We start from the raw sequence: 24,930 nt of genomic DNA on the forward strand, positions 1-24,930 counted from the left end.
TGTTTATTCCCCATATAAATATTTGCGCTGCGCAGGCGTAAGAACATCCACAGCGCCGCCCATTGCTTTGAGTTTACGGATTGCCACACTGTAGTCGATATCCTTCGGCAGGTTCATCAATCCCGGCTTCATGGATTTATGGTTTTCCAGAATATATTTCTGCGCTAAAAACTGGAGGGCAAAGCTCATGTCCATGATCTCCGCCGGGTGTCCGTCGCCGGATGCGAGGTTCACCAACCGTCCGCCGGCGATCACATTCAATATCCTGCCGTCCTTTTGCACATAGCCTTCCACATTGTGGCGCATCTCAACTACTTTATCACTCATCTCGCGAAGCTGCCCTACATTGACTTCACAGTCAAAATGTCCTGCATTGGCAAGAATCACGCCGTCTTTCATTTTGTCAAAATGGCGTGCCACGACCACATCGTCGCAGCCCGTAACCGTAACAAAAATGTCTCCTAACGGCGCCGCATCGTCCATTGTCATCACGTCAAAACCGTCCATCAAGGCTTCCGTTGCTTTGATGTGGTCGACCTCCGTCACGATGACGCGCGCACCAAGGGCAGCCGCACGTTTGGCGACACCTTTTCCGCACCAGCCATATCCCGCGACAACCACACGCTTGCCCGCAACGATCAGGTTGGTCGTACGCATGATGCCGTCCCACACGGACTGTCCCGTGCCATAGCGGTTATCAAACATATATTTGCATTGCGCATCGTTTACCGGAATCACCGGGATTCTCAGTGCGCCCGCCTTTTCCATCGCCTTCAGGCGCAGTACGCCTGTCGTCGTTTCTTCGCTGGCGCCAATGACATGTTCGATCAGCTCAGGCAGCTGCTCGTGCAGCATGGTGATCACATCTCCGCCGTCGTCAACGATCAGGTTGGGCTTCGTCAGCAATGCGCTCCTGATATGCCCTTCGTATACCTCCGGTGTTTCACCGTGGATCGCATAAACGTCCGCCCCGCCGGATACAAGCGCCGCCACCACGTCGTCCTGTGTGGAAAGCGGGTTGGAAGCGCACGCGGCAACCTGTGCGCCGCACGCCTGGATCACCTGGATCAGGTAGGCGGTCTTCGCCTCCAGATGGCAGCAGACGCACATCTTATAGCCGGCAAACGGCTTTTGCGGCGCCACTTCTTCTTCAAAGCTCCGAAGAACAGGCATATAGCGCTTGACCCATTCAATTTTCTGTTTTCCGGATGGTGCTAAGGCAATATTTGCAATGTCGCTCATTTCATTTCCTCCATTAGCTCTTTCAGGTAAGCCCCAAAATCTTGTTTTAAATCGTCACGATCCAGCGCGAACTCGCACGTCGCTTTCAAAAATCCCAGCCTGTCGCCTACGTCATAGCGTTTTCCCTCGAATTCATAGGCATAGATCGGCTCCTTTGCAAGCAAGTTCTGCAGCGCGTCCGTAAGCTGTATCTCGCCGCCTTTTCCGGGCTGCGTGTTATCGATCGCATGGAATATCTCGGGCGTGATGACATACCTTCCCATGATCCCCAGGTCAGACGGCGCTTCTTCGCTTGACGGCTTTTCGACCAACTGTTCCACCTTGTGCAGCCGCCCATCCATATCCTTTGTAGCGATGATACCGTATTTATCCGTATCCTTTGCCGCCACCTTCTGTACGCCGATCACGGTGGAACCACATTCTTCATAGGCATCGATCAGCTGCTTAAGCGCCGGCTGATTGCTTTTGACAATATCGTCGCCCAGGATCACGCCGAACGGCTCATCGCCGATAAAGTCGCGCGCCGTACCAATCGCGTGGCCGAGACCCAGCGGTTCTTTTTGCCGCACATACATCACATGGACGAGGTTTGCGATATCATCTACAAGCTGCAGCAAGTCGCATTTTCCCTTTTTATTGAGTTCCAGCTCCAGTTCGATCGATTTATCAAAATGATCTTCGATCGCACGTTTGCTCCGGCCAGTGATAATGACAATGCTTTCGATCCCGCTGGCAACCGCTTCTTCCACGATGTATTGGATCGTCGGCTTATCGACGATAGGCAGCATCTCTTTCGGCTGCGCCTTTGTCGCGGGTAAAAAGCGGGTTCCAAGGCCCGCCGCCGGGATCACTGCTTTTCTGATTTTCATTTCAGTCCTCCATAATAGTCATCTATCATTTTTTGCATCTGTTCTTTTACATAGCGGCACATAAGAACCGTTTGTTTAGGCTCTTTTAAGCCCTCCGTTCCCGGCACGTCTTTTAAATAGACCGGCTTGCCGACAATCAGGTTAATTTTATTCTTCTTGGGAAAAACAAAGGTCAGCGGCAGTACCGGCACATCGTTTTTTACCGCAAAATGGAACGCACCGTTTTTGAATTTCCGCAGTCCCTTGCAATACGGCGATATCTCCGCTTCCGGATAAATGTGTACCTTGCGCGTTGTGTTTTGAAGCGTATCGTTCATCTGTTCGAAAAAGCGCTCGAAGTTCTTGAGGTCAGACGGCAGTGGAACCCCACGCAACACGCGTACCAGCCCTCCGATAATAAAGGCCTCAAAGTTATGCTTCAATGCCACAAAATAAGGCGCGCTGGGATAAAAGACATACGTAAGCATCGGCGAATCCATATTGTGCACGTGATTTGCCACCGTGATGGCCGAGGTCTTCCTCACCAGCTTGGCATTTTCTTTTCCGATCACATGGAACCCCCAGCGTATCTTAAAAAACAGATAGGCAAAAGGCATTCCCACAAACATGGCAAAATAGTATAAAAAGCGCAAAAAAACATTTTTCGTCATATACTGGTAATCTTCGTCAAGATGCAGCTTGATCGGAGCCCACATCCTTTCGGCAGTACCTTTTCTGCGCTGCGGTTGTTCCCCTGCGGCTTCTTCCGCTTCTGTTTTCCGGCCCTCTTCAGTCATTTCCACATTATTCCCCAATAATCTTGATCATAATCTTTTTGTTTCTTTTTCCGTCAAACTCGCCATAAAATATCTGTTCCCATGGCCCAAAGTCCAGCCTTCCGTCCGTGACCGCAACAACGACCTCGCGCCCCATAATCGAGCGCTTCAGGTGCGCGTCCGCATTGTCCTCATAGCCGTTATGCGCATACTGGCTGTACGGCTTTTCCGGCGCCAGCCCTTCCAGCCACTTTTCAAAATCTGCATGCAGTCCGCTTTCATCATCGTTGATAAACACGCTCGCCGTAATATGCATGGCGTTGACAAGGCACAAGCCTTCTTTGATCCCGCTTTTTGCAAGCGCTTCTTTTACATGCGGCGTAATGTTTATAAATTGCCTTCTGTTTGGTATATTGAGCTCTAGAATCTTCCGATAACTTTTCATCGCAACAGCATCCTCTTCTTCGTAACAATAGATATTATATTATATCATAAATTTCTGTCTATTCACAAGCCAAAACACCCGCAAGATAACCTGCGGGTGTTTTATTTCCTTGCTTTTACCTTCTTATTTCTCTTCTTCCGGCTTGTCTTCCACCGTCTCTTCGGCTACGACCTCCGTTTCGATGACCACTTCTTCTTCCGCTGCTTTTTCTTCCGCCTGTGCCGCTTCTTCTTCCATGATCTCCGCAGCTGCTTTCGCTTCCACAAACGCTTCGCCTTCTGCAGCCATTTCTTCTACTTCGTCCGCGATCTCGTCCACGCGCGCTTCAATGCGCTCTACGATATCCGCTTCCTCGTCGCTCATGGCAAAAATCACCTTGTCAAACGTCCGCTTACTGCGCGTGATCAACGCGAGCAAAAGGATAAAAAGGTTGAGCGCTGCATTAATAGACAGTGCCACGACCAAATTATAGATTGCCAAGGCTTCAGTAGACATCAACGACGTGAGCATGATAACAAAGAAAATAACAGACATGACCACCGATGCTGCCAAGCATGCCCACTGAATCGCATTGATTCTTTTTTTGTCGCTACTGTCCCAGCCAGCAACCATTGTGACCGCTGCGACTGTAAGCACGATCCAAGGGATATAAGTTGCATAGAAGTTGATATTCGTCGCAGCTTGCGCCCAGCTTGAAAAAAATGTCGTTGAATACATCGTACTTAAAATCAGCACGCCCCACATGAACACCTTCGAAAAAACTTCCCTTTTTTCCCTGGCCACAAAGATAGAGAGAATAAATAATACCATCGCTATCAATGCGAAGCCGCCGACGATATATACATTATTCAGATAAATCTCCAAAGACAAAGTTGCGCCCGCTGTTGCGGCGTATGTTGACATGAACCCAAAAAATGATACAAAAAACCCTACTGCGACCAAGACCAACAGGATCGAAACGATTATCACTCCCCAGTTTGCCCGTTTCTTCGACAATTGCTCTTTTTTTACTGTTTCTTCCATTGAAGATACCTTCCTTTCTTTATAAAAGCATATGTAATGATGTGATACTTCCCATTGCTTAAAAACTATTTACTGTCTTTTTCCCGCAGCTCCACACGCCTGATCTTCCCGCTGATAGTCTTAGGCAATTCCGTTACGAATTCGATCTCGCGCGGGTATTTGTACGGTGCGGTCGACTTTTTAACATGATCCTGCAACTCTTTTTTCAGCGCGTCGCTCGGCTCATAGCCCTCCGCAAGGACGATCGTTGCTTTTACGATCTGTCCGCGTTCCGGATGCGGCACGCCGGTGATCGCCGTTTCCAATACCGCCGGATGCTCCATCAGCGCGCTTTCCACTTCAAACGGCCCAATGCGGTACCCGGAAGACTTGATGACGTCGTCTGCACGTCCGACATACCAGAAGTACCCCTCTTCATCCTTCCATGCAACGTCTCCCGTACGGTAAAGCCCATTGTTCCAAACTTTCCGCGTGAGTTCGTCGTCTTTGTAATATCCAAGGAACATCCCCGTCGGGATTTTCTTATCCGTACGTACGACGATTTCCCCTGTTTCGCCGGGAGAGCAAGACTCCCCTTTTTCATTGATGATATCAATATCGTACATCGCATTCGGTTTCCCCATAGAGCCCGGACGCGGTTCCATCCAGATAAAGTTGCCGATCGTAACGGTGAGCTCTGTCTGGCCGTAAATTTCCATCAGCTTGAGCCCTGTCGCTTCCAAAAACTGGTAATATACCTCCGGGTTCAGCGGTTCCCCGGCGATCGTTGCATATTTCAACGACGAAAGATCGTATTTTGTAAGGTCTTCCTTGATGAAATACCGGTAGATCGTCGGCGGCGCACAAAACGTCGTGATCTTGTACTGCTCGATTTTCTTGAGCAGCCTGTCGGGCACGAACTTGTCCATATCATATACGAAAATACAGGTTTCCGCCAGCCATTGCCCATAGAGCTTACCCCATGCGCTTTTGGCCCAGCCGGTTTCCGCAACCGTCAGGTGCATACCGTCAGGGTCGGCATTGTGCCAATATACAGCCGTCACGATATGCCCCAGGGGGTACACAAAATTGTGCGCGACCATCTTAGGCATACCCGTTGTCCCGGATGTAAAGTATAAAAGCATGATATCGTCGTTATGCGTTGCTTCCTCTCCCTGCGGGCGCTCGAAAACATCGCCGTACTTTTCCATTTCCGTCCAGAACTCCAGCCATCCGTCGCGTTGCTCGCCGACGATCACTTTCTTTTCCAGCGTGGGCGAATCCGCAACCGCATCTTCCACATGTTCTTTTAATTCGCCGTCCTTTGTGCTGATGATCATCTTGACGCCGGCAGCGTTGTTGCGGTATACGATATCCTTTTTGGTCAACAGGTGCGTCGCCGGGATGGCGATCGCCCCCAGCTTGTGCAGCGCCATGATCGCGATCCAAAATTCATAATGGCGCTTTAAGATCAGCATGACCTTGTCGCCTTTTTTGATTCCTTCCGCTTTCAGGAAATTAGCCGCCTGGCTGGAAAGCCTGCTCATATCGGCAAACGTGAATATGCGTTCTTCCCCTGCGTCGTTTGTCCACAAAAGCGCCCGCTTATCAGGCTGTTCTTTTGCCAATACGTCCAAAACATCGAAAGCGAAGTTGAAATCCTCCGGCACGATCGTTTTGAACCTTTGCGCAAAATCTTCGTAGCTTGAAAATCCTGTCGTACTGTATTTCTCAAATATCCTCATGCGTCTTATACCTGTCCTCACTTGGAAATGATCGCTAAAAACTTACAGGGCTGCCCATTTTCCGCACGCATCGCGTGCGGCGTGGAAGCATCAAAATAAACGACGTCGCCTTCATGGAGCAGGACTGCCGAATCCTGTATGAAAAGCGTCATACTTCCTTCCACAACATAATTGAGTTCCTGTCCTTCGTGCGTATTTTTCTGAACGGCATCCGTATCCTTGGGTTCCACCGTTACCAGGAACGGTTCCATATGCCGGTTTTTGAAAATATATGCCAGATGCTGGTATTTATACGCTTTGCGCCGCTCCATTTTCAGGCCCTCGCCTTTCCTGACCAGCGAATACGTCTTCAGCTTCGCATTTTCACCCGTCAAAAGCTCGGTGATGTCGATCCCCAGCCGGTTTGCGGCCGTATACAGGAAGCTGAACGGAAAGTCCCTGTTTCCCGCTTCATATTCCAGATATTCTTCTTCCGTCTTTCCGGTAAGTTCCGCCATTTCTAAAGGCGTGATCTCCTCGATTTCACGAAGTGCACGCAATCTCTGCGCAATTTCCTTGATCTGATCCATCCTTACACCAACTTTCCACACAGAAAAGCTCCATGCTGCCGCACAGAGCCCCGGGTCTATTCTACTTTACTTTGACTTCTTCACTTTGGAATACCGCGATGACGCCTTTCTGATCCCAAATCGTATGCTTCCCTGTCAGGTTCTGGAATTTATTGCCGTATGCCTTTTTGACTTCATCCGGCTGTCCGTCCGCTTTCTGCGTATCGAACGTGATAAAACCATATACCACTTCCGGCCATTCGTCCACGACTTTGAAATCCCATGTCAGGTTATCGCCGTTTTTGGTGATCTTTTGCTGCTCAAGCGTAATGCCGTTTGCATTCAGAACGGAAATAATACCGTTGGTACCGTCCATCAGGTTTGTTTCCCCTGAGACCGTCAATGTATCCCCATTCAGCACGGCCTGGCAGGAACCCGTCGCCTCTGTTGTCGTTCCGTCCGGCTCCGGGCGCTTGATTTCCTGCGCGCCGTTGCAGCCGCTAAAGATGAATGCAGCCACCATGGTAACCGCCAATAATAGTATAAGTTTTTTCTTCATATTTGCCCTGTTTGCCCCTTTCGCAAAAACACCTTATAATAGTATAGTAAAAACGCTGCCGGATGTAAAGTTTTTTCATTGAAAACAGACACTATATTTCTATGCTCAGCATACCGCCCCGCCAGCACTTTTTCGTATCCCATGCCCTGTCAAAATCAAAGACATGCTTTTGGCCCCACGTCGCAAAGGTAACTTCCATATCTTCCCCTTTTTCCTCATATCCCGTGAGGTTGAACCAATGCCATTCGTATTCGTCGAAGCCCGGGTCGGCGTGCTTGAGCATCAGGTACATGACCGGCAGGCCGCCATCTATGGATTGCTTTACAAACCGACGCGCCGCAAGGGGGGCCTCGCATCCCGGCAGCTTCTTCAGCGTAACATCCACCCCGGTCGTCGCAATATATTTCATGAACATTTTTTCAAATTTATCAATGCTCGTAAGCCCGCCGATTCCCGGATGGATATACTGGAACATCGTTTCAAAAAAGCGCAGGAAATCTTCCTTTGTCACACACTCCGTGTCGTAAGGATACAGCTTTTTGAATTGCGGGAATTCTTTGGCCAGGTAAATGCAGGCTTCACATGCACATACGGCCGAGCATCCGCCCAGCTTCATCATCGGATGCGTATGCCAGTTTTGATCTCCGCCGTAATACTTTCCGTCTATGTTTACAAAATCAAGTTCTCTTTTCATAAGGTTATTATAGCACATCCCCGTTGGTTGACAAACTCCCATATATATATCAAAATAGAAATACTTGCTGCAATTTCGCATATGATTTGAGGAGAAAACACGATGAACAACGACTTAAAAATAGCAAATTCCATTACCGCCGAGCCAATCGACCGCATAGCGGAGACGCTGGGCATTGACGAAGAATACCTGATCCACTACGGAAAAAGCATTGCCAAAGTTTCCCTGGAAGCGCTTGAAAAAATGCAGGAAGCTCCATCCGGCAAACTTATCCTGGTCACCGCGATCAGCCCTACCCCTGCCGGCGAAGGCAAAACGACCGTATCCATCGGTCTTGCCGACGGTCTTTCCAGAAATGGGAAAAAAGCTTGCCTTGCCCTGCGCGAGCCTTCCTTAGGGCCGATCTTCGGCATCAAGGGCGGCGCGACGGGCGGCGGATATGCACAGGCGATCCCCATGGAGGATATCAACCTGCATTTCACAGGCGATATCTCTGCCGTGACGACTGCAAACAACCTGTTGTGCGCCATGATCGATAACCACATTTACCATGGGAACGAGCTGCGTCTCGACGTCAATAATATCGTGTTCAAACGCTGTATGGACATGAACGACCGCGCCCTGCGCAACATCGTATGCGGGCTCGGGCAGCGCAGCGACGGCGTACCGCGTGAAGATGGATTCAATATCACCGCGGCTTCAGAGGTCATGGCCATTTTATGTATGGCGACCGACCTGGCCGACCTGAAAAAACGCCTGGGCAATATCACCATCGGCTACAACCTGGACGGCGAGGCCGTTTTTGCCAAAGACCTGAAGGCGGGCGGCGCCATGGCTGTTGTTTTAAAGGAAGCGCTCAAGCCGAACCTGGTACAAACGCTCGAGCATACCCCCGTCTTTATGCACGGCGGCCCCTTTGCCAACATTGCCCACGGCTGCAACAGTATCCTTGCAACCAGGATGGCCCTTGCCTTTTCAGACTACACGGTCACGGAAGCGGGCTTCGGCGCAGACCTTGGCGCGGAAAAATTTTTGGACATCAAATGCCGCAATGCGGATATCTGGCCGGACGCCGTTGTCCTTGTCGTCACGGCGCGCGCAATGAAATACCACGGCGGCGTCAAAAAGGATCTGGTGTCGGAAGAAAATGTGGATGCCCTGAAGCGCGGCCTTGTGAACCTCGACCGCCATGTTCACAATTTAACGGATATCTACGGGCTCCCGGTAGTGATCGCCATCAACCGTTTCACCTCTGATACGGAAGCGGAGATCGAGGCGCTCGTGCAGCACGCCGGCCATCTCGGCATTCCGGCATCGGTGTGCGACGTATGGGCCAAGGGCGGGGAAGGCGCGATCGAGCTGGCGCAATTGGTCGAGGAGGCGATCCCCGTACATTCCTCTCCCAGCCATCCATACGACTATGCGCAGTCCATTGAAGAAAAAATCCGCGGCATCGCGACAAAGATCTATGGCGCCGAAGGCGTTGATTTTACACGAAAGGCCTTACAAAAACTGCATATGTTTGAGCAACAGGGCTATGGCAACCTCCCTGTGTGCATTGCAAAGACACAGTATTCTTTTTCCGACGATGCCTCCAAACTGGGAGCGCCGGAATGTTTCCGCCTCGAAGTGCGTGACGTTCGCCTCAATTCAGGCGCGGGCTTTATCGTAGCCATGTGCGGGAACATCATGCGTATGCCCGGCCTGCCCAAACAGCCGGCGGCCATCAGCATCGATATCGACGAAAACGGCGAAACGCTCGGGCTGTTTTAAAGAATACAAAAAAGCGCATACATATGGCATGCGCTTTTTTATTGCTTATTTTTGTTCGGTGATCCGCTTGTACATCAGTGTTTCGATGACCGCGATCATGCCGCAGCGCGACGTGATGTCAAGGTCGTCATACGAAACGTCGTCCGCAAAGATATAAAAATTCAAATCGCTCATGTTCTGGATGATATTGTTGTCCGCACGCGTGATGGAAATGATTGTCGGCGTCGCCACCGTTACGATCTGCTCGATGTAGCGCGCCAGGATTTTGTTGTTGCCCGAATAAGAAAGCACCAGCAACACATCCTCCCTTTTGATGCGCTTGACGATGGATGCGATCTCATAATCCTCCACCGGCGTTTCCACGTCGTAGCCGAGCACCATCAGGATACGGCGGATGTAGCGCGCCACATCTTCGGAAAGCCCACACCCTAAAATATATACCTTGGGATAACGATCCATGATCCGGTTGAACTTTTCGATTTTGTCGTTGCTGATCACCTTTACGGCTTCGATCACATTTTTCAGGTATTCTTCCTGGTAGTTCTCCTTGTGCATCACATTGGGGATCGTGATCTCACGCGAGGACATTTCCGTCAGCTGTATCATCGCCGTAAACTCCGCGTATCCGGAGAAGCCGAGCTTTTTTACAAAGCGGAACAGGGTGGTAGTCGACACAAAGCAGGCTGTCGCCAACTCACGGATGCTCATTTTCTTGACCTTGTGCATGTTTTTGACGACATAGTTAAAAATCTGACGCTCCGTGTTGGAGAGACTGTCAAGGCGTGAACTTGTAAATTGGTAAAAATCTTCCGTCATCGCTTCAGCACTCCCTTCCATTTTTCTTTTTAAGCGTTACGCAAACTGGCTGTTATAAAGTCCCGTATAAAATCCATTCTGCGCCATCAGCTCGTCATGGCTCCCCTGCTCGATGATATCCCCGTCCTTCATCACGAGGATGATATCCGCATCCTTGATCGTGGAAAGCCTGTGTGCGATCATGAAGCTCGTACGCCCCTGCGTCAGCTTGTCCATTGCGTCCTGGATCAGCTTCTCCGTCCGGGTATCGACCGAGCTCGTCGCCTCGTCCAAAATCAACACCTGCGGCCGTGCACAGAATGCACGCGCGATTGTCAGCAGCTGCTTTTGCCCCTGCGAGATATTGCTGCCTTCTTCGTTAATGACCATGTCGTAGCCGCCCGGCAGCGTCCTGATAAACGAATCCACATTCGCCATGCGGCAGGCCTCATATACCTCTTCGTCCGTTGCTTCCGGCCGCCCATAGCGGATATTATCACGGATCGTCCCGGAATACAGCCACGTTTCCTGCAGTACCATGCCGAATTGCTGGCGCAGGTTTTTACGGGAGATATCGCGGATATCGATACCGTCCACCTGTATACTGCCGCTGTTGAGCTCATAAAAGCGCATCAGCAGGTTAACCAGCGTCGTTTTGCCCGCGCCCGTCGGCCCTACGATCGCCACCTTATGCCCGGGGGAAACATGCACGTTCATGTCCGAAATAAGGATCCTGTCCGGCGTATAGCCAAAGCGCACATGGTCAAAGGTGATCTCTCCCTTGATATCCTCAAGCGTTTTCAGCTCTTTGTTCTCCGGCTCTTGTTCTTCCTCGTCCAACAGCTCAAATACGCGCTCTGCGGCGGCAACCGTAGATTGCAGCAGGTTGATGATATTCGACGTCTGCACGATCGGCTGCGTGAATTGCTGCATGTACTGGATGAAAGCCTGGATCGCACCAACGGTAAGCGTACCGTTTGAGGTCATAATGCCGCCCAGTACGCAAATCCCTACATAACCGACATTGCCCACAAGGTTCGTGATGGGCATCAGGATACTGGAAGCAAACTGCGAACGGCGCGCATCCTCGTAAAGGGCATCGTTCATCTCGTCGAACTCGTTTTCCGTGCGCTGTTCCGTATTGTACAGCTTGATGATGTTATGGCCGGAATACATCTCCTCCACATAGCTGTTGACGCTGCCCAGCTTATTTTGCTGTCCGATATAGTATTTCTGCGATTTTCTGACGACCATTGAAGATAAGAACAAGGCCGCAGGCAAAACCAGCAACGCGATCAGCGTCATCTGCCAGCTGATGGAGAACATCATGACGATGATGCCGATGATCGTGAAAACCGCTGTGATCAGCTGGGTCATGGACTGCTGGATCGTCGCGCTGATCCGCTCGATATCCGTCGTCGTACGGGACAGGATATCCCCATGCGTATGCGTATCGAAATAATTGAGCGGCAGGCGCTGGATCTTATGGTCGACCGCCTCGCGCAGGTCAAACACCGTACGCTGCGCCACCCGTGCGGTTACGCGCTGCTGCATATATGTGAACAGCGCGGAAAGGCCATAGATGACGACAAGCGAAGCCAGTATCTTGGATAGGCGTACAAAATCAATCCCCGCTCCCGCCTCATTGCCCTCTGCCGCGCTCGCCACGCCGGCAAAGATCGTATTGGTCGCTTCGCCCAACACCTTGGGGCCAATGATCAGGAACAAGGTTCCCAACAGGGCGAAAACCAGTACGGCAACCAATTGTTTTTTATACGGTGCAAAAAAACCGAGCAGGCGCTTTACCGTGCCGCCGAAATTTTTTGCCTTATTATTTGCAGCATCTTGCTTTTTATTCGTCGTTTTCACAATAAAACACCCCCTTCAGGACATCTGCGTACGTGCGATCTCGGCATAGACACCGCATGTCTTTACCAGTTCGTCGTGCGTACCCTGCCCGATGATCCGCCCCTTGTCAAGCACAAGGATGTTGTCCGCATCGATGATCGTATTAATACGCTGCGCCACGATGATGACCGTGGCCCCTTGCGTATTTTCCTTGATCGCTTTGCGAAGCGCTGCATCCGTCTTGAAGTCGAGCGCGGAAAAGCTGTCGTCGAACACATAAATACTGGCGTCCGTTGCCAATGCGCGCGCAATGGCAAGGCGCTGCTTTTGGCCGCCGGACACGTTGGAGCCGCCTTGGGCGATCGGGTCGTCGTATTTTTTTTTCTTCTGCTCGATGAAAGTATCCGCCTGCGCGATCCGCGCCGCCTTTTCCAACTTCTCTTCCGGCATGTCCTCATCTTCATAGGCAATGTTTTCTTTGATCGTACCGGAGAACAGCACCGCTTTTTGCGGCACATAGCCAATGCGCCTGCGCAGCTCATGCACATCGTAGTCGCGCACGTTGACGCCGTCGACCAGCACTTCGCCCTCCGTCGTATCGTAAAGGCGCGGGATCAGCATAATGACGGAAGACTTGCCGCTCCCCGTCGCGCCGATGATCGCCGTCGTCTGCCCCGGCTGGGCGCAAAAGGATATATTGGCGATCGCCGGCTTTTCCGCATCGCCATATTTGAAGGTAACGTTTTTGAATTCCACGACGCCCGTCTTTTCCTGCGGCATCCGGGGATTCTTGCTGTTCACGATATCCGGCTCGATATCCATCACTTCATTGATACGGTCTGCACATACGCTGGCACGCGGCATCATGGCAAAAATCATGGACATCATCACGAGCGCATACATGATCAGTACCAGGTATTGGATAAACGCCATCAAGTCCCCTACCGCAAGGGAACCCTGCGCGATCTGCTGCCCGCCGAACCAGACGACGGCGATCGTCCCCAAATTGACGATCAGCATCAAGATCGGCATCAGGGTAGAAAGCAGCGTCTGGGATTTGATGGACGTTTGCGTCATGACCTCGTTGGCTTCCTCAAACCTTTTTTCCTCCCTGCCTTCCGCGGTAAACGCGCGGATGACGCGCACACCCGTGATGTTCTCGCGCATCACAAGGTTGACCTGGTCAAGCTTTGATTGCACGGATTTAAAAATCGGGAACGCTTTGCGCATAACCAGCACAAGGAACACCACGATCAGCGGCATACAGGCAATGATCACCCACGCAAGCTGTGCGTTCTTTTGCATGGACATGGCGACCCCGCCGATACACATGATGGGCGCCAGGATGATCACGCGGAACAGCATGATCGTAAAATCCTGTATCTGCATGATATCGTTGGTCGTCCGGGTCGTAAGCGACGCCGTACCGACCTTGTCGAATTCCGCCATTGTGAATTCCCCGACCTTATGGAAAAGTTTTTTCCTCACATCCGTACAAAAACCTACGCCGACTTTGGATGCAAAATAGCCTACGCCGATGGCACAGGCAGACCCTCCCAAAGAGATCCCCAGCATGATCAGGCCGGCCGTGGTGATATAGCCCATATCCCCTACGATAACCCCCTGATCGATGATAGTGGACATCATATTGGGCAGCATCAAAAGGGCAAACACCTGCCCCAACAACAAAAGCACGAGCAAAAGAAGCTGGCCGGCATATTTACCGAGGCCCTTATATAGCTTTAACAAGGAAACGCCCTCCCATTATTTTTGATATACATATTTTATCTGAAAAGGATAGTATTTGCCACCCTTTTTTCAGAATAGCCCCTGATGTGAAAAAGCACCGTCAATCCCGGCGCCTTCCATGCCAATATGATAATCCTTACCTGCTAAAAACATAAATGAGGCATGCTACGATCCCCAGCAGTACGGCAACCACGGAAAACATGTGATACCGCCTAAGCGTAATGCCGCCCCAAATCACCGCCAGCGCGGCGAAGGCAAGCCCCAGCCACCAGACCTGCGGGATTAAAACCAAATAAGAAAGCGCGCCCCAGACCACCAATAAGATGGGAATCACCCTGTTTTGTTTGTTTTGCATCATTTCTTTCATCGTTTTTCCTCACGCGTTAAAATTCTCGAAGATCACGGCATCCGCATTTTTGAGGATGCGTTCCTTGTTTTCCTCCGAGCGAACCGTCCAAATCAAAAGCGGCAAGCCGTTTTTGCGCATCCGCTGTACGACAGGAAGGCAATATCCCTCCATTTCATAGCTGATGAAATGCGGACGGCAAACAAAATTCGTACACAAATGCTTCAGCATCGAGCGCTTCCATTTTGGGATCTCCTCCGCCCCATAGGAAAATGTTGCCGAAAGCTGTCCGCGCAAAACCTCCGGCGCATTGCTCTTAAACCAGCGCATCGAAAAAGGCGAAAAGGACTGCAGCGCATACTTCCCGCGGTATTCCCGCATGATCTGATACAGGCTGACCTCCAACTGCCCGGCGCCGCCTGTGTTTTTTGTCTCAATCAGGAGGGGCATACGGCCATCCACAAGCGCTAGCGCTTCCCGAAGCGTCGGTATCGTACATTGCGTGCCCGCAAGCCGCATTCGCTTCAATTCCGCGAGCGTATAATCCTCAATTTTTCCGCTTTCCCCCGTGACGCGCGCAAGCGTATCGTCATGGAAAACCATGACATGCCCGTCTTTTGACAGGTGCACGTCAAGCTCGATCGCATAGCCGTGGTCGATAGCGTTTTGAAAAGCTTCCAACGAATTCTCCGGCATCCGCTCATTGTGCAGCCCGCGGTGCGCATAGCGGTATTCCTTCATCCAGCCGGCATTTTCCGACGCTTTCGTAGAAGTCATAAAAAAATAGATACAGCACAAGGCAGCTGCTGCAATCACGATCCCAATCAATGCTCCCATTCTTCACTCTCCCCTGTAACCATTCTACCACAGTTTTGATTTTATTTGATAAAAAAGTTATAATAGGCAGAGCAAGGAGGCGGCATATGGCAAAAACAGGTTTGATTTTGGAAGGCGGGGGCATGCGCGGCTCTTACACGGCGGGCGTTTTGGATGCTTTCTTATCGATGGGCATACAGATGGAGGACATCATAGGCGTTTCGGCAGGAGCGGCCAATGCGATCTCCTATGTTTCGGGCCAGTACGGCAGGAACCTTGAAATCTACAATACCTGCATCAATCGTAAATACTTGAGCCTCTGGAATTTTTTGACCACCGGTTCTTTTTTTGGCATGAAATATGTATTTTATGAAGTAACGCGCAATATCATCCCGTTTGATTATGGCGCGTTCCGACACTCACGTAAAAAACTGACGATCGTGGCGACCAATGTCGCGGACGGCAAGCCCTTTTACCGGCAGCTGCACGATTTAAACGACGAAGCCGATATGAAATACCTCTGCGCGACTGCGGCGATCCCCATGGCTTCCACCATCGTACATGTCGACGGGCATAAGCTGATGGACGGCGGCGCCAGCGATTCCGTACCGATCGCTTATTCCCTTAGCAGGGGCAACCGGAAAAACGTGATCGTCCTGACGCGCAACGCCGGGTTCCGGCACCACAAAAGTAAAATGGGCTGGTACGCCTATGTACGCTACCCCGCCCATCGTGCATTTGCCCATACTGTCGTCAACCGCTATCAGTACTACAATGAAAGCATCCGCCTCGCCGAATGGGAAGAAAAAAACGGCAACGCACTCATCATCCGTCCTACCCAGCCGATCATCGCCGGCCGGATGGAAAAGGATCCGCAAAAGCTTTCCGCACAATACCAGGTCGGTTATCAAGACGCCATGGCGCAAAAAGAACGCTTGCTTGCGTTTCTTGCAGGCAGCGAAAACGTTAGCATTACAAAAGCTCAAACCTCGCCGTAAGTGGGGTCGAGCTTTTTCAGCTCGTTATAGGTATCGATTTCTATAATATCGTCAAAACTGCATTCCCGGATCTCCACGTTGAAATCCTTTAAATGATATTCGAGCGGAACCTGGTCCCAGTAGCGCTCTTTGCCGCCCGGGCTTTCGTATACGTTTTTTACACATTCGGAAAGGCGCGCGCCATCTTCCTGCGTCCAATAGGATATCCCGAACATATGGTAACAGTCCGTACCGCCGACGCTCATTTTCGTGATATATTTATGGTTTGCACTGTAAAAACACCAGTCGTCCGTTTCTTTGACGGGCACGCCCAAATAGTTGGAGCAATACTGGTATTTGGTAATGATCTGCGGATGGTAAAGCAGCAGGTCTGCTTCCAGCACATAGGCGTTTCCCAGCAGCCCGCGCGCATACATAACGGATGATAAATTATTGGCCTCGTTGTATACCGGGTTTTCAATAAAGCGGATATTCGGGTATTTATACAGGAGCTGGTCGAACTGCTCCGCCAGGTAACCGCGCACCACATACACTTCCTCGATGCCAGCCGCAAGGACGGCATCCAGCAGCGTATCGATGAGCCTCATGCCATGTACCCGCACAAGCGGTTTGGGGGTGTTGAGCGTGATCGGTACCATGCGCGATCCAAACCCCGCGGCGATAAAAACAGCCCTTTTTACCCGGTAAGGCTCCAAGGCCTGCAGCCCCTTTTTCGTGATCGTGCCATCCTTTAAAAAGCCAAGCTGCAAAAGCTCCGCCATGCCTTTGTTGACGGTTCCCAGCGCCTTATTCAGCTGCTTTGCAAGTTCGCGCTGCGTCAGCGCCCCGTTCTTTTCCAAGCAAGTCAAAAGATCGAATTGATTCCTCGTTAAATTCATGCCAGTTCCTTTTTCCTCAAATTTCTCTTATATAGGTTGATCCCACCCTTGAGCGCAAGGTTGACGCCCAAGATCAGCAGCGAAACGAACGCCGTGCTCTCCAGCATCATCTGCGCCTCAAAAAGCGTGATCATCAATGACAACGGTTGCGTGGTAAACGTCGAGAGGAATGACACCGCGGAGATCGTCATCATCGAATTGACAAAAAAGTATGCGAACATCTCTGCGATCGTCGCTTTTGACTGCGGGATCAGCACGTCCCGGATGATGCGCCCCCGGCTAACGCCCAGCGTTGCCCCGACCGCTTCCAGGTTCTGGTTCAGCTTGCCGAACGTATTGTACATCATCAGGTAGGGTGAAGCAAAAAAGTGCATGATGTTGACCAGTATCAAGATCGCGAGCGTGCCATAGATAAACGAGCCGTTGAAAAATATCATATAGGAAAGGCCCAGTACCAGTCCCGGGATCGCCAGTGTGATAATAGAGACCAGGTGGAGCATTTTCGACGATTTGGAAGGGACACGCGCCGTCATATAAGCCGTGATATAGGCGATCGCAACACCGATCACGGAAACGCATGCCGCGATGATCAGCGAATTTGCCAAATACCTGTCTGCGCCGATCTCCATTGTTTTGGTGATATTATCAAGCGTGAGCGACATATCGATCGGGTACTTTTTTACAAAGGTCAGCACCGCAAAGGCCGCGATGGGCAGCAGGATGCACAGGCTGACGATACTGCACGAAAGGTAAGCGATCCCATCCCTTATTTTGTTTTTCAGGATGCGGAAAGGTTTGATCACATAGGAAAGGCTCGCCTTGTTTTTATCCAGCAGGTCGATCAGGAAGGCGATAAACGCCGGAACAAGCAGAATAAGGCCGATCACACTTCCCTTGCCGAAATTCAGGAGCCCGACGACGTCCTGGTACATCATCACCGGCAACGTTGTGAATTGGCCGCCTACCGTGAGCGGTACGCCATAGTCTGTAATGACCAACGTAAACACCGCAAAAATAACGGATACCATTGGCTTGCGCATATATGGCAGCGTAATCGCGCTGAATTGGTTGACCTTGGATATCCCGAGCACGGAAGCCGCTTCGTAAGGCGTACTGTCTTCATAGCGCATCATGTCCGACACCATCAGGAAAGCCACCGGGAACGAATACATCACCGAGCCGATCACGATACCCCAGAAACCGTATATATTGCCATCGATGTGCAGCAGGTTTGTCAGTACGCCGTTAGAACCGAAAAGCACGACCAGCCCCATGCCGTGCGATATGGACGGGATAAGCATGGGCAGCGTGAACAATATCGTAAAAAGGCCCTTACACCGTATGGCGGAACGTTCGATGAACCATGCAAGCACGACTGCCAGTCCCACGGAAATCAAGGTAGACGTCAGCGACACCCACACGGAATGTCCCAGCGCCGTCGCGAACCCTTCGGAGGTGACCAGCCCGCCGACGTCTTCCCCCGCCATTGTCGTGAGCATATAAATGAGCGGCAGCAGTACAGCGACAATAAAGAACACAGCCAACAGTAATTTTACGCCCGACAGGCCCTTTTTCCGCAGGCTCATACCTTTGTCCTCGCAAACTGGATCAGTGAGTCGATCTTCAACTGGATATTGTGGATTACAAAGCGTTCCACATAGTCGTTGGCCGGATGGTCGATGATGCCTCTGGGGGTATCTAGCTGCTGCACTTTGCCCTCGTTTAAAACCATGATCCGGTCGGACATCGCAAACGCCTCTTCCTGGTCGTGCGTGATATAGATCATCGTCGAACCAAATTTTTTCTGGATATTTTTCAGCTCGCCGCGCAGCGAAAGGCGCGTATCCACATCCAACGCAGACATTGGCTCGTCAAACAAGATGATGTCAGGGTTTAAGGCCAGTGTCCTCGCGATCGCCACGCGCTGCTGCTGCCCGCCAGAAAGTTTGCCCGGCCGCTTCTCTTTATGCTCCGCGAGCCCGACCTGCTCAATCAAATGTTCCGCCGTTTCGCGGGCTTTTTCCTTAAAAGCCGGATTCTTCCTGAGCGCATACTCTACGTTGCCGAGAACGGTCATGTTTTCAAACAAAGCATAGTTCTGGAATACGATACCCATGCCCCTTTCAAAGGGCGCACTGTTCGTGATATCCCTGCCGTCCTTGTATATCTTGCCGTCCGTGGGCTGCTCAAGGCCGATCAGCATGCGCAAAAGCGTCGTCTTGCCACAGCCGGATGGCCCCAGCACGGATAAAAATTCCCCTTCGCGCACCGTAAAACCGATGCCGTGCAGCACCTCATTTGTCCCAAACACCTTTGAAAGGTTCTCAACTACAAGTTTTTCATTCATCTAGTGTACCCACTTTTCCAGCAGACGTTCCTTTTCTGCCTTGGTATCGTTGCTCATATCCGCATACTTAATATCTTTCGGGAAGTTCTCCATCTCGAAATCAATATCCTTATAAATTTTTTCAGGAAAGAACAGCTCTTTATCCTCGGCTACCAACGTCGAATCGAGGTAGTCAAATACATCCCGTACGCACTGGCGGTTTTCCTTTCCCTTTACCATGCCTATGCCGTAACGGGAATACGGAGAACCTTCCTCAAAATACAGGATTTTAAGCGGCGCTCCATTATTGATTTCCTTCACAGCCTGGCTCGTCATCGCAAGGCCGATCGCAGCTTCGCCCTGCACCAGGGCGTTGACCGGCCCCGAGCCGGAGGAGGTATACTGCAAAATATTTTGGGATAATTGATCAAAGTAATCAAAAGCCCGTTCTTCTCCCCACGCATTGACCAGGCTTTTCAAAAACATATATCCTGTCCCGGACGATTTCGGGTTGGGCATGGATACCAGGCCGTGATATTCCGGTTTCAATAAATCCCCATAGTTTTTAGGTTCCGGTAAACCCTTTTGTTTTAAAATATCCACATTGACGGCAATACAACCGCCGTTCCGGCATTCCGGTAAAACCTTGTGATCCTCGTCCAGCATATCCGGTTCAAAACGCGACATATCATAATCCGACAAATCTGCAAAAACGTCCTTTAATTTATCGACATATCCATATTCCATGTCGTAGGCTATGTCGCATTCAGACTTCTCCCCTTCCACCAACAGGCGGGCGGCCTGGTTGCCTGTCGGCATATAGCCAAGTATGATATCGTATTGTGGAAATTGTTCTTTAAGGCGTGAAAGAATAAATTCATTGCGGTATTGTTCCGCACTGGAGTAGATCACGACCGTGTTCTCTCCTTTACCTGAACAGGAGGTAAACGAAATGCATAATAAAACAGCCAATAGAATTATCAGAAATCGTTTCATCCCTACCCCCCCAGTATCATTACTCATACTTTTTCATTCCAGTCCAAAACAAATAAATTTTAGGTGAAAAACACCCTTCGGGGTGTTTTTTTACGCATATTTTCCCTGAACGAAAAAGTATAATTTCTGTTCACTTGTTTCCGTCATGATATTATAGCACTATAAATGAACATCGTCAACGCTCTCATCCGTTCATTTGAATTTTTTGCGTTCATTTACTGAATTTTTGTCAAAAAAACGAACAAAAAAGACGGCTTGTACAAACCGTCTTGACAGCATGTTGCCGTTTATCCCTGTTTTTGTTCCTGCTGCAGCTTTAAGTTCTCGAACGCGCTGTAGATCATCAGCTTGATACGGTTCAACTGGTTGACCTCGGACGCTCCCGGGTCATAGTCGACCGCGACAATGTTCGCCTGCGGATACTTGTTCCTGATCCCGCGGATCATGCCCTTGCCCACGACATGGTTGGGCAGGCAGGCAAAGGGCTGTACGCAAATAATGTTGGGCGCCCCCTCCTCGATCAGGTGCAGCATCTCCGCAGTCAAAAACCACCCTTCCCCAGTGCAGTTTCCACAGGAGATCATCTCTTCCGACTGCTCCGCCAGATGCTGGATATTCGGATAAGGCGTATAATATTTGCTCTTCCTGAGCGCACGCTGGATGGGGTTGCGGAACCAGTTTACCAGCCAGATACCAAACATGGACGCCTTATAGACCCCTTTGGATTTGCCCATTTCTTCATGCTTGAATTTGCAGCTGTAAAGGCTGTAGGTGAAAAATTCCATCAGGGCAGGCATCACCGCTTCGCCGCCTTCCCGCTCGATCACCTCGATCGCATGGTTGTTGGCGTCCGGATGGTATTTTACCAAGATCTCTCCTACGATGCCGACCTTCGGCTTGACAGCATCCGTACGCTTTACCGCCTCGAAGTCCCTGACCATCTGTTTCGCTGCCTTACGGTAACCGAAATAGCGCGTGTGTTGCACGATATCCTGCACTTTGCCAACCCACTTATCAAAGAGCGCATTTGTCTCGCCTTTGTTCTTTTCGTAAGGCCGGGTCGCGAGCAGCAGCTTTTGCAGCAGATCCCCCAGCGGAATCGCAAGGAGCAGCCGCATTGCAAGGCCCGGCGTAAAGCGGAAGCCGGGGTTTTTCTCCAAACCTGAGAAGTTAATGGATACGACAACGACCTGCGGGAAACCCGCTTCTTTGAGCGCCTTGCGCAGGAACGCGAGATAGTTGGAAGCACGGCATCCGCCGCCTGTCTGCGTCAGCATGATAACCGTATTGTCCGGGTCAAGCTTGCCCGTCAGAAAAGCGTTCACAAGCTGCCCTACGACGATGATCGTCGGATAACACGCATCGTTGTTGACGTATTTAAGGCCCACATCGATATCTTCCTTGGTCACCTCCGTCAACACCTTGAAGTTGTAACCTGTCGGATCAAACGCCTGTTTTAAGAACTGGAACTGCAGCGGGGCCATCTGCGGACAGACGATCGTCCCCTTTTCACGCATTTCCTTGGTAAAGATACGTCGGCGCCACACTGCGTTTTTGGTCTCTTCTTTTTTGCCCGGATGCTCTATAGCATCTTCTTTCTGTTCTTTTAAAGCGGCGATCAGGGAGCGCAGCCGGATCTTGGCGGCGCCGAGGTTACTGATCTCGTCGATCTTCAATACCGTATAAATTTTTCCTGCCGCTTCAATGATTTCATGCACCTGGTCTGTCGTGATCGCGTCCAGGCCGCAGCCAAACGAATTGAGCTGCACCAACTGCAGGCAATCATAACGTGCAACGGCCGCGGCAGCCTCATAAAGGCGCGTATGGAATGCCCACTGGTCCATCACGCGGATCGGGCGCTCCAAATGCCCCAGATGCGCTACGCTGTCCTCCGTGAGCACAGCAAGGCCATAGCTCGTGATGAGCGACGGAATCCCGTGATTGATCTCCGCATCCACATGGTAAGGACGTCCCGCGAGCACGATGCCCGTATTTCCGGTCTCCTGCAGCCATGCAAGCGTTTTTTCGCCCTGGTCGCGCATATCCTGCTTGAACTGGTCAAGCGCCGCATACGCGGCGTCTGCGGCTTCGCGCGCCTGCTGCTCCGTGACCCCGTATTTTCCGAATTCCTTCATGATCTTCTGCGGCATGAATTCCTTCTCGTCGAGCGCTACGAAGAAATTGATGAATTCGATGCCGTTTCGGGAAAGGACGTCCATATTGCTTTTGATCACTTCCGGATAGGATGTGACGACCGGGCAATTGTAATGGTTGTTGGAATCGCCAAATTCCTTGCGCTCGAAAGGAATACACGGATAGAAAATCTTTTTGACTCCCTTTTCCGCCAGGTTTTCGATATGCCCATGGATCAGCTTCGCCGGATAACAAACCGTATCGGACGAGATCGTCTCCATGCCCTTTTCAAAAATCGCATGGCTGGACGGATCAGAAAGCACCACCCGAAAGCCTAGTTTGGTAAACATCGCGTGCCAGAACGGATAATTTTCAAAGATGTTCAGCGCTCGCGGTATCCCGATCGTCCCGTTAGGCGCCTGGTCCTCCGGCAGCGGTTCATAGTCAAAGACACGCTTGAGCTTATAATCGTAAAGGTTCGGCATGTCGTTCTTCTTCACGACGCCGCTCCCCTTTTCGCACCGGTTGCCGGAAACAAATTTCCTGCCGTCCTCAAACGTCGTGATCGTGAGCATACAACGATTTTCGCATTTCCCACAGCGGGCAAAGCTCCCCTTATAGGTAAAGTTTGAAAGCTCATCACGCCCGAGCATCGACGAACGTTTCCCCTGCATCTCCTTTTTGGCCAGCAGGGCCGCGCCAAACGCACCCATCAGCTCCGCGATATCCGGGCGTACGACTTCCCTGTTAAGCTCCAGCTCAAACGTACGCAGGATCGCATTGTTTTTGAATGTGCCGCCCTGCACAACGATATTTTTGCCCAAATCAGCCGGATCCTTGACCTTGATGACCTTGTAGAGCGCATTCTTAACTACGGAATAGGAAAGGCCGGCGGAAATATCCCCCACCGTAGCGCCTTCCTTTTGCGCCTGCTTCACACGGCTGTTCATAAATACCGTGCAGCGCGTCCCCAGATCAACGGGGTTGCGAGATTTAAGCGCCTCCTGCGCGAATTCCTGGATCGGTATGCCGAGGGAATATGCAAAGGTCTGCAAAAAACTGCCGCAGCCGGAAGAACATGCCTCATTCAGCATGATCCCGTCCACCACGCCGTTTTTAATGCGCAGGCATTTCATGTCCTGTCCACCGATATCAATAATCAGGTCTACATCCTTATTAAAAAATTCCGCCGCCTTATAGTGTGCCATCGTCTCGATCTCGCCGAGGTCAAGCTTCAAAGCTTCCTTGATAATCGCTTCGCCGTAACCGGTGACGCAGGCGCCGGCAATATAAGCCTTTGGAGGCAGTTTGTCATAAACATCCTTTACGATTTCTACCGCAGAATCCAGAGGATTGCCCTCGTTGGAATGATAGTGCGAATAAAGCATACGGTACTGGTCGTCGATCAATACCGCCTTGATCGTCGTGCTTCCGGCGTCGAGCCCCAGATAACATGCCCCGTCAGCCTTGCCGATCTCTGCGCGCTGCACGTTCTTTTGCGCGTGCCGCGTTGTAAAGGCATCATATTCTTCATCCGACTCAAACAGCGGACGCAAACGGCGCGTTTCGTGCGCGCCTTCCCCTGCTGCGGTGAGCATATCCGGCAGTTCCTTGACCTGGAAAGTTTTTCCCTCCGCCATCAGGGCGGCGCCCAGCGCCACAAACAAATGCGAATTGTCCGGATGGATGATCGCCTCCCCCTCCAAATGCAACGTCTCAATAAACCGCTGCCGCAGCTCCGTCAAATAATGAAGAGGCCCGCCGAGGAAAGCTACGTTCCCGCGGATCGGCCGGCCGCATGCAAGGCCGGATATCGTTTGATTCACTACGGACTGAAAAATAGACGCGGCAATATCCTCCTTGGCCGCGCCTTCATTGATCAGCGGCTGCACGTCCGTCTTGGCAAACACGCCGCAGCGTGCAGCGATCGGATAAAGGGTATGATAGGACTTTGCAAGCTCGTTAAGCCCCATCGGGTCAGTATTCAAAAGCGTGGCCATCTGGTCGATGAATGCGCCCGTACCACCAGCACAGGTACCGTTCATGCGCTGTTCTAAGGATGGCTTCATGTAAGTGATCTTGGCATCCTCGCCGCCGAGCTCCAAAACGACATCCGCCTGCGGGATATACTTTTGCGTTGCCCGCGCTCCCGCAACTACCTCCTGCACAAACGGCAGGCCAAGCAGATTTGCAACAGTAAGGCCACCAGAGCCTGTGATAGCCGAGGTGACCTCATATTCGCCGCATTCCTGCGCAATCTCTTTGAAAAGATTTAAAAGCTCGCCGCGTACGTCCGAAAAATGCCTTCTGTATCTATCGAATAAAATGGTGTTGTCACCGTCTACTAAGACAATCTTAATGGTAGTAGAACCGATGTCCAACCCTAAAGCGTATTTTGCCATACAAAACCTCC

General features: G+C 51.1%; 21 protein-coding genes. 2 read left to right on the forward strand and 19 right to left on the reverse strand.

What is annotated here, in order from left to right; translation table 11 throughout:
* Positions 1-3: 3 nt before the first annotated feature.
* The 9 genes from BN6471_RS10010 to BN6471_RS10050 all read right to left on the reverse strand — a co-directional run bounded on the left by BN6471_RS10010 (position 4) and on the right by BN6471_RS10050 (position 7,859).
* Positions 4-1,242 carry an adenosylhomocysteinase gene (locus BN6471_RS10010; RefSeq protein ID WP_066648465.1) on the reverse strand — a complete coding sequence of 413 codons (1,239 nt, stop codon included), beginning with the start codon at positions 1,240-1,242 and terminating at the stop codon, positions 4-6.
* Complete coding sequence (galU, locus tag BN6471_RS10015) at positions 1,239-2,111, reverse strand: UTP--glucose-1-phosphate uridylyltransferase GalU (RefSeq protein ID WP_066648468.1); 873 nt, start codon at positions 2,109-2,111, stop codon at positions 1,239-1,241. Before galU ends, BN6471_RS10010 begins: the two co-directional genes overlap by 4 nt.
* Entirely contained in the window at positions 2,108-2,887 is a 780-nt protein-coding gene (locus tag BN6471_RS10020; protein ID WP_242861881.1) for a lysophospholipid acyltransferase family protein, read from the reverse strand. The genes galU and BN6471_RS10020 overlap by 4 nt, the downstream gene beginning before the upstream one ends.
* A 7-nt stretch (positions 2,888-2,894) precedes the next feature.
* A complete protein-coding gene (locus BN6471_RS10025) occupies positions 2,895-3,311 on the reverse strand; it encodes a secondary thiamine-phosphate synthase enzyme YjbQ (protein ID WP_066648473.1) in 417 nt (138 codons plus the stop codon).
* Positions 3,312-3,434: 123 nt separating this feature from the next.
* The gene (locus tag BN6471_RS10030) at positions 3,435-4,334 is read right to left on the reverse strand and encodes a hypothetical protein (RefSeq protein WP_066648476.1); all 900 of its coding nucleotides are present in this window, start codon (positions 4,332-4,334) and stop codon (positions 3,435-3,437) included.
* A gap of 65 nt (positions 4,335-4,399) precedes the next feature.
* Entirely contained in the window at positions 4,400-6,052 is a 1,653-nt protein-coding gene (locus BN6471_RS10035; RefSeq protein WP_066650061.1) for an AMP-binding protein, read from the reverse strand.
* Between the two features lie 23 nt (positions 6,053-6,075).
* On the reverse strand, positions 6,076-6,627 hold the full coding sequence (locus BN6471_RS10040; RefSeq protein WP_066648479.1) for a cupin domain-containing protein: 552 nt from the start codon (positions 6,625-6,627) through the stop codon (positions 6,076-6,078).
* A 61-nt stretch (positions 6,628-6,688) separates the two neighbouring features.
* Positions 6,689-7,165: a hypothetical protein gene (locus BN6471_RS10045; protein ID WP_147554014.1), complete on the reverse strand. Its 477-nt coding sequence runs from the start codon at positions 7,163-7,165 to the stop codon at positions 6,689-6,691.
* Between the two features lie 91 nt (positions 7,166-7,256).
* Complete coding sequence (locus tag BN6471_RS10050; protein ID WP_147554015.1) at positions 7,257-7,859, reverse strand: hypothetical protein; 603 nt, start codon at positions 7,857-7,859, stop codon at positions 7,257-7,259.
* Between the two features lie 102 nt (positions 7,860-7,961).
* Between BN6471_RS10050 and BN6471_RS10055 the strand changes: the two genes are divergently transcribed.
* Positions 7,962-9,632, forward strand: a complete 1,671-nt coding sequence (locus BN6471_RS10055; protein ID WP_066648488.1) for a formate--tetrahydrofolate ligase — start codon at positions 7,962-7,964, stop codon at positions 9,630-9,632.
* A 45-nt stretch (positions 9,633-9,677) separates the two neighbouring features.
* Here BN6471_RS10055 and BN6471_RS10060 read toward each other — a convergent pair whose 3' ends face one another.
* From BN6471_RS10060 to BN6471_RS10080, 5 genes are all read right to left on the reverse strand, one after another.
* Positions 9,678-10,448 carry a MurR/RpiR family transcriptional regulator gene (locus BN6471_RS10060; protein WP_066648491.1) on the reverse strand — a complete coding sequence of 257 codons (771 nt, stop codon included), beginning with the start codon at positions 10,446-10,448 and terminating at the stop codon, positions 9,678-9,680.
* Positions 10,449-10,484: 36 nt separating this feature from the next.
* A complete protein-coding gene (locus tag BN6471_RS10065; RefSeq protein WP_242861858.1) occupies positions 10,485-12,296 on the reverse strand; it encodes an ABC transporter ATP-binding protein in 1,812 nt (603 codons plus the stop codon).
* Positions 12,297-12,311: 15 nt separating this feature from the next.
* Positions 12,312-14,024, reverse strand: coding sequence for an ABC transporter ATP-binding protein (locus BN6471_RS10070; RefSeq protein ID WP_066648497.1), 1,713 nt, complete (start codon positions 14,022-14,024; stop codon positions 12,312-12,314).
* 136 nt (positions 14,025-14,160) lie between these two features.
* Positions 14,161-14,391: a hypothetical protein gene (locus BN6471_RS10075; protein WP_066648500.1), complete on the reverse strand. Its 231-nt coding sequence runs from the start codon at positions 14,389-14,391 to the stop codon at positions 14,161-14,163.
* Between the two features lie 9 nt (positions 14,392-14,400).
* Complete coding sequence (locus tag BN6471_RS10080) at positions 14,401-15,207, reverse strand: glycerophosphodiester phosphodiesterase family protein (RefSeq protein WP_082903434.1); 807 nt, start codon at positions 15,205-15,207, stop codon at positions 14,401-14,403.
* A gap of 86 nt (positions 15,208-15,293) precedes the next feature.
* Between BN6471_RS10080 and BN6471_RS10085 the strand changes: the two genes are divergently transcribed.
* The gene (locus BN6471_RS10085) at positions 15,294-16,184 is read left to right on the forward strand and encodes a patatin-like phospholipase family protein (RefSeq protein WP_066648503.1); all 891 of its coding nucleotides are present in this window, start codon (positions 15,294-15,296) and stop codon (positions 16,182-16,184) included.
* Here the strand turns inward: BN6471_RS10085 and BN6471_RS10090 are convergent.
* The 5 genes from BN6471_RS10090 to BN6471_RS10110 form a co-directional block, all read right to left on the reverse strand.
* Entirely contained in the window at positions 16,169-17,062 is an 894-nt protein-coding gene (locus tag BN6471_RS10090) for an NTP transferase domain-containing protein (protein WP_066648506.1), read from the reverse strand. The genes BN6471_RS10085 and BN6471_RS10090 overlap by 16 nt on opposite strands.
* Positions 17,059-18,648, reverse strand: coding sequence for an ABC transporter permease subunit (locus BN6471_RS10095; RefSeq protein ID WP_066648509.1), 1,590 nt, complete (start codon positions 18,646-18,648; stop codon positions 17,059-17,061). The genes BN6471_RS10090 and BN6471_RS10095 overlap by 4 nt, the downstream gene beginning before the upstream one ends.
* The gene (locus BN6471_RS12925; RefSeq protein WP_066648511.1) at positions 18,645-19,409 is read right to left on the reverse strand and encodes an ABC transporter ATP-binding protein; all 765 of its coding nucleotides are present in this window, start codon (positions 19,407-19,409) and stop codon (positions 18,645-18,647) included. Before BN6471_RS12925 ends, BN6471_RS10095 begins: the two co-directional genes overlap by 4 nt.
* Complete coding sequence (locus BN6471_RS12930; protein WP_066648513.1) at positions 19,410-20,384, reverse strand: extracellular solute-binding protein; 975 nt, start codon at positions 20,382-20,384, stop codon at positions 19,410-19,412.
* Between the two features lie 287 nt (positions 20,385-20,671).
* On the reverse strand, positions 20,672-24,919 hold the full coding sequence (locus BN6471_RS10110; RefSeq protein WP_066648515.1) for a 2-hydroxyacyl-CoA dehydratase: 4,248 nt from the start codon (positions 24,917-24,919) through the stop codon (positions 20,672-20,674).
* Positions 24,920-24,930 lie beyond the last annotated feature (11 nt).

It is taken from the genome of Christensenella timonensis (assembly GCF_900087015.1).
GTDB lineage: Bacteria > Bacillota > Clostridia > Christensenellales > Christensenellaceae > Christensenella > Christensenella timonensis.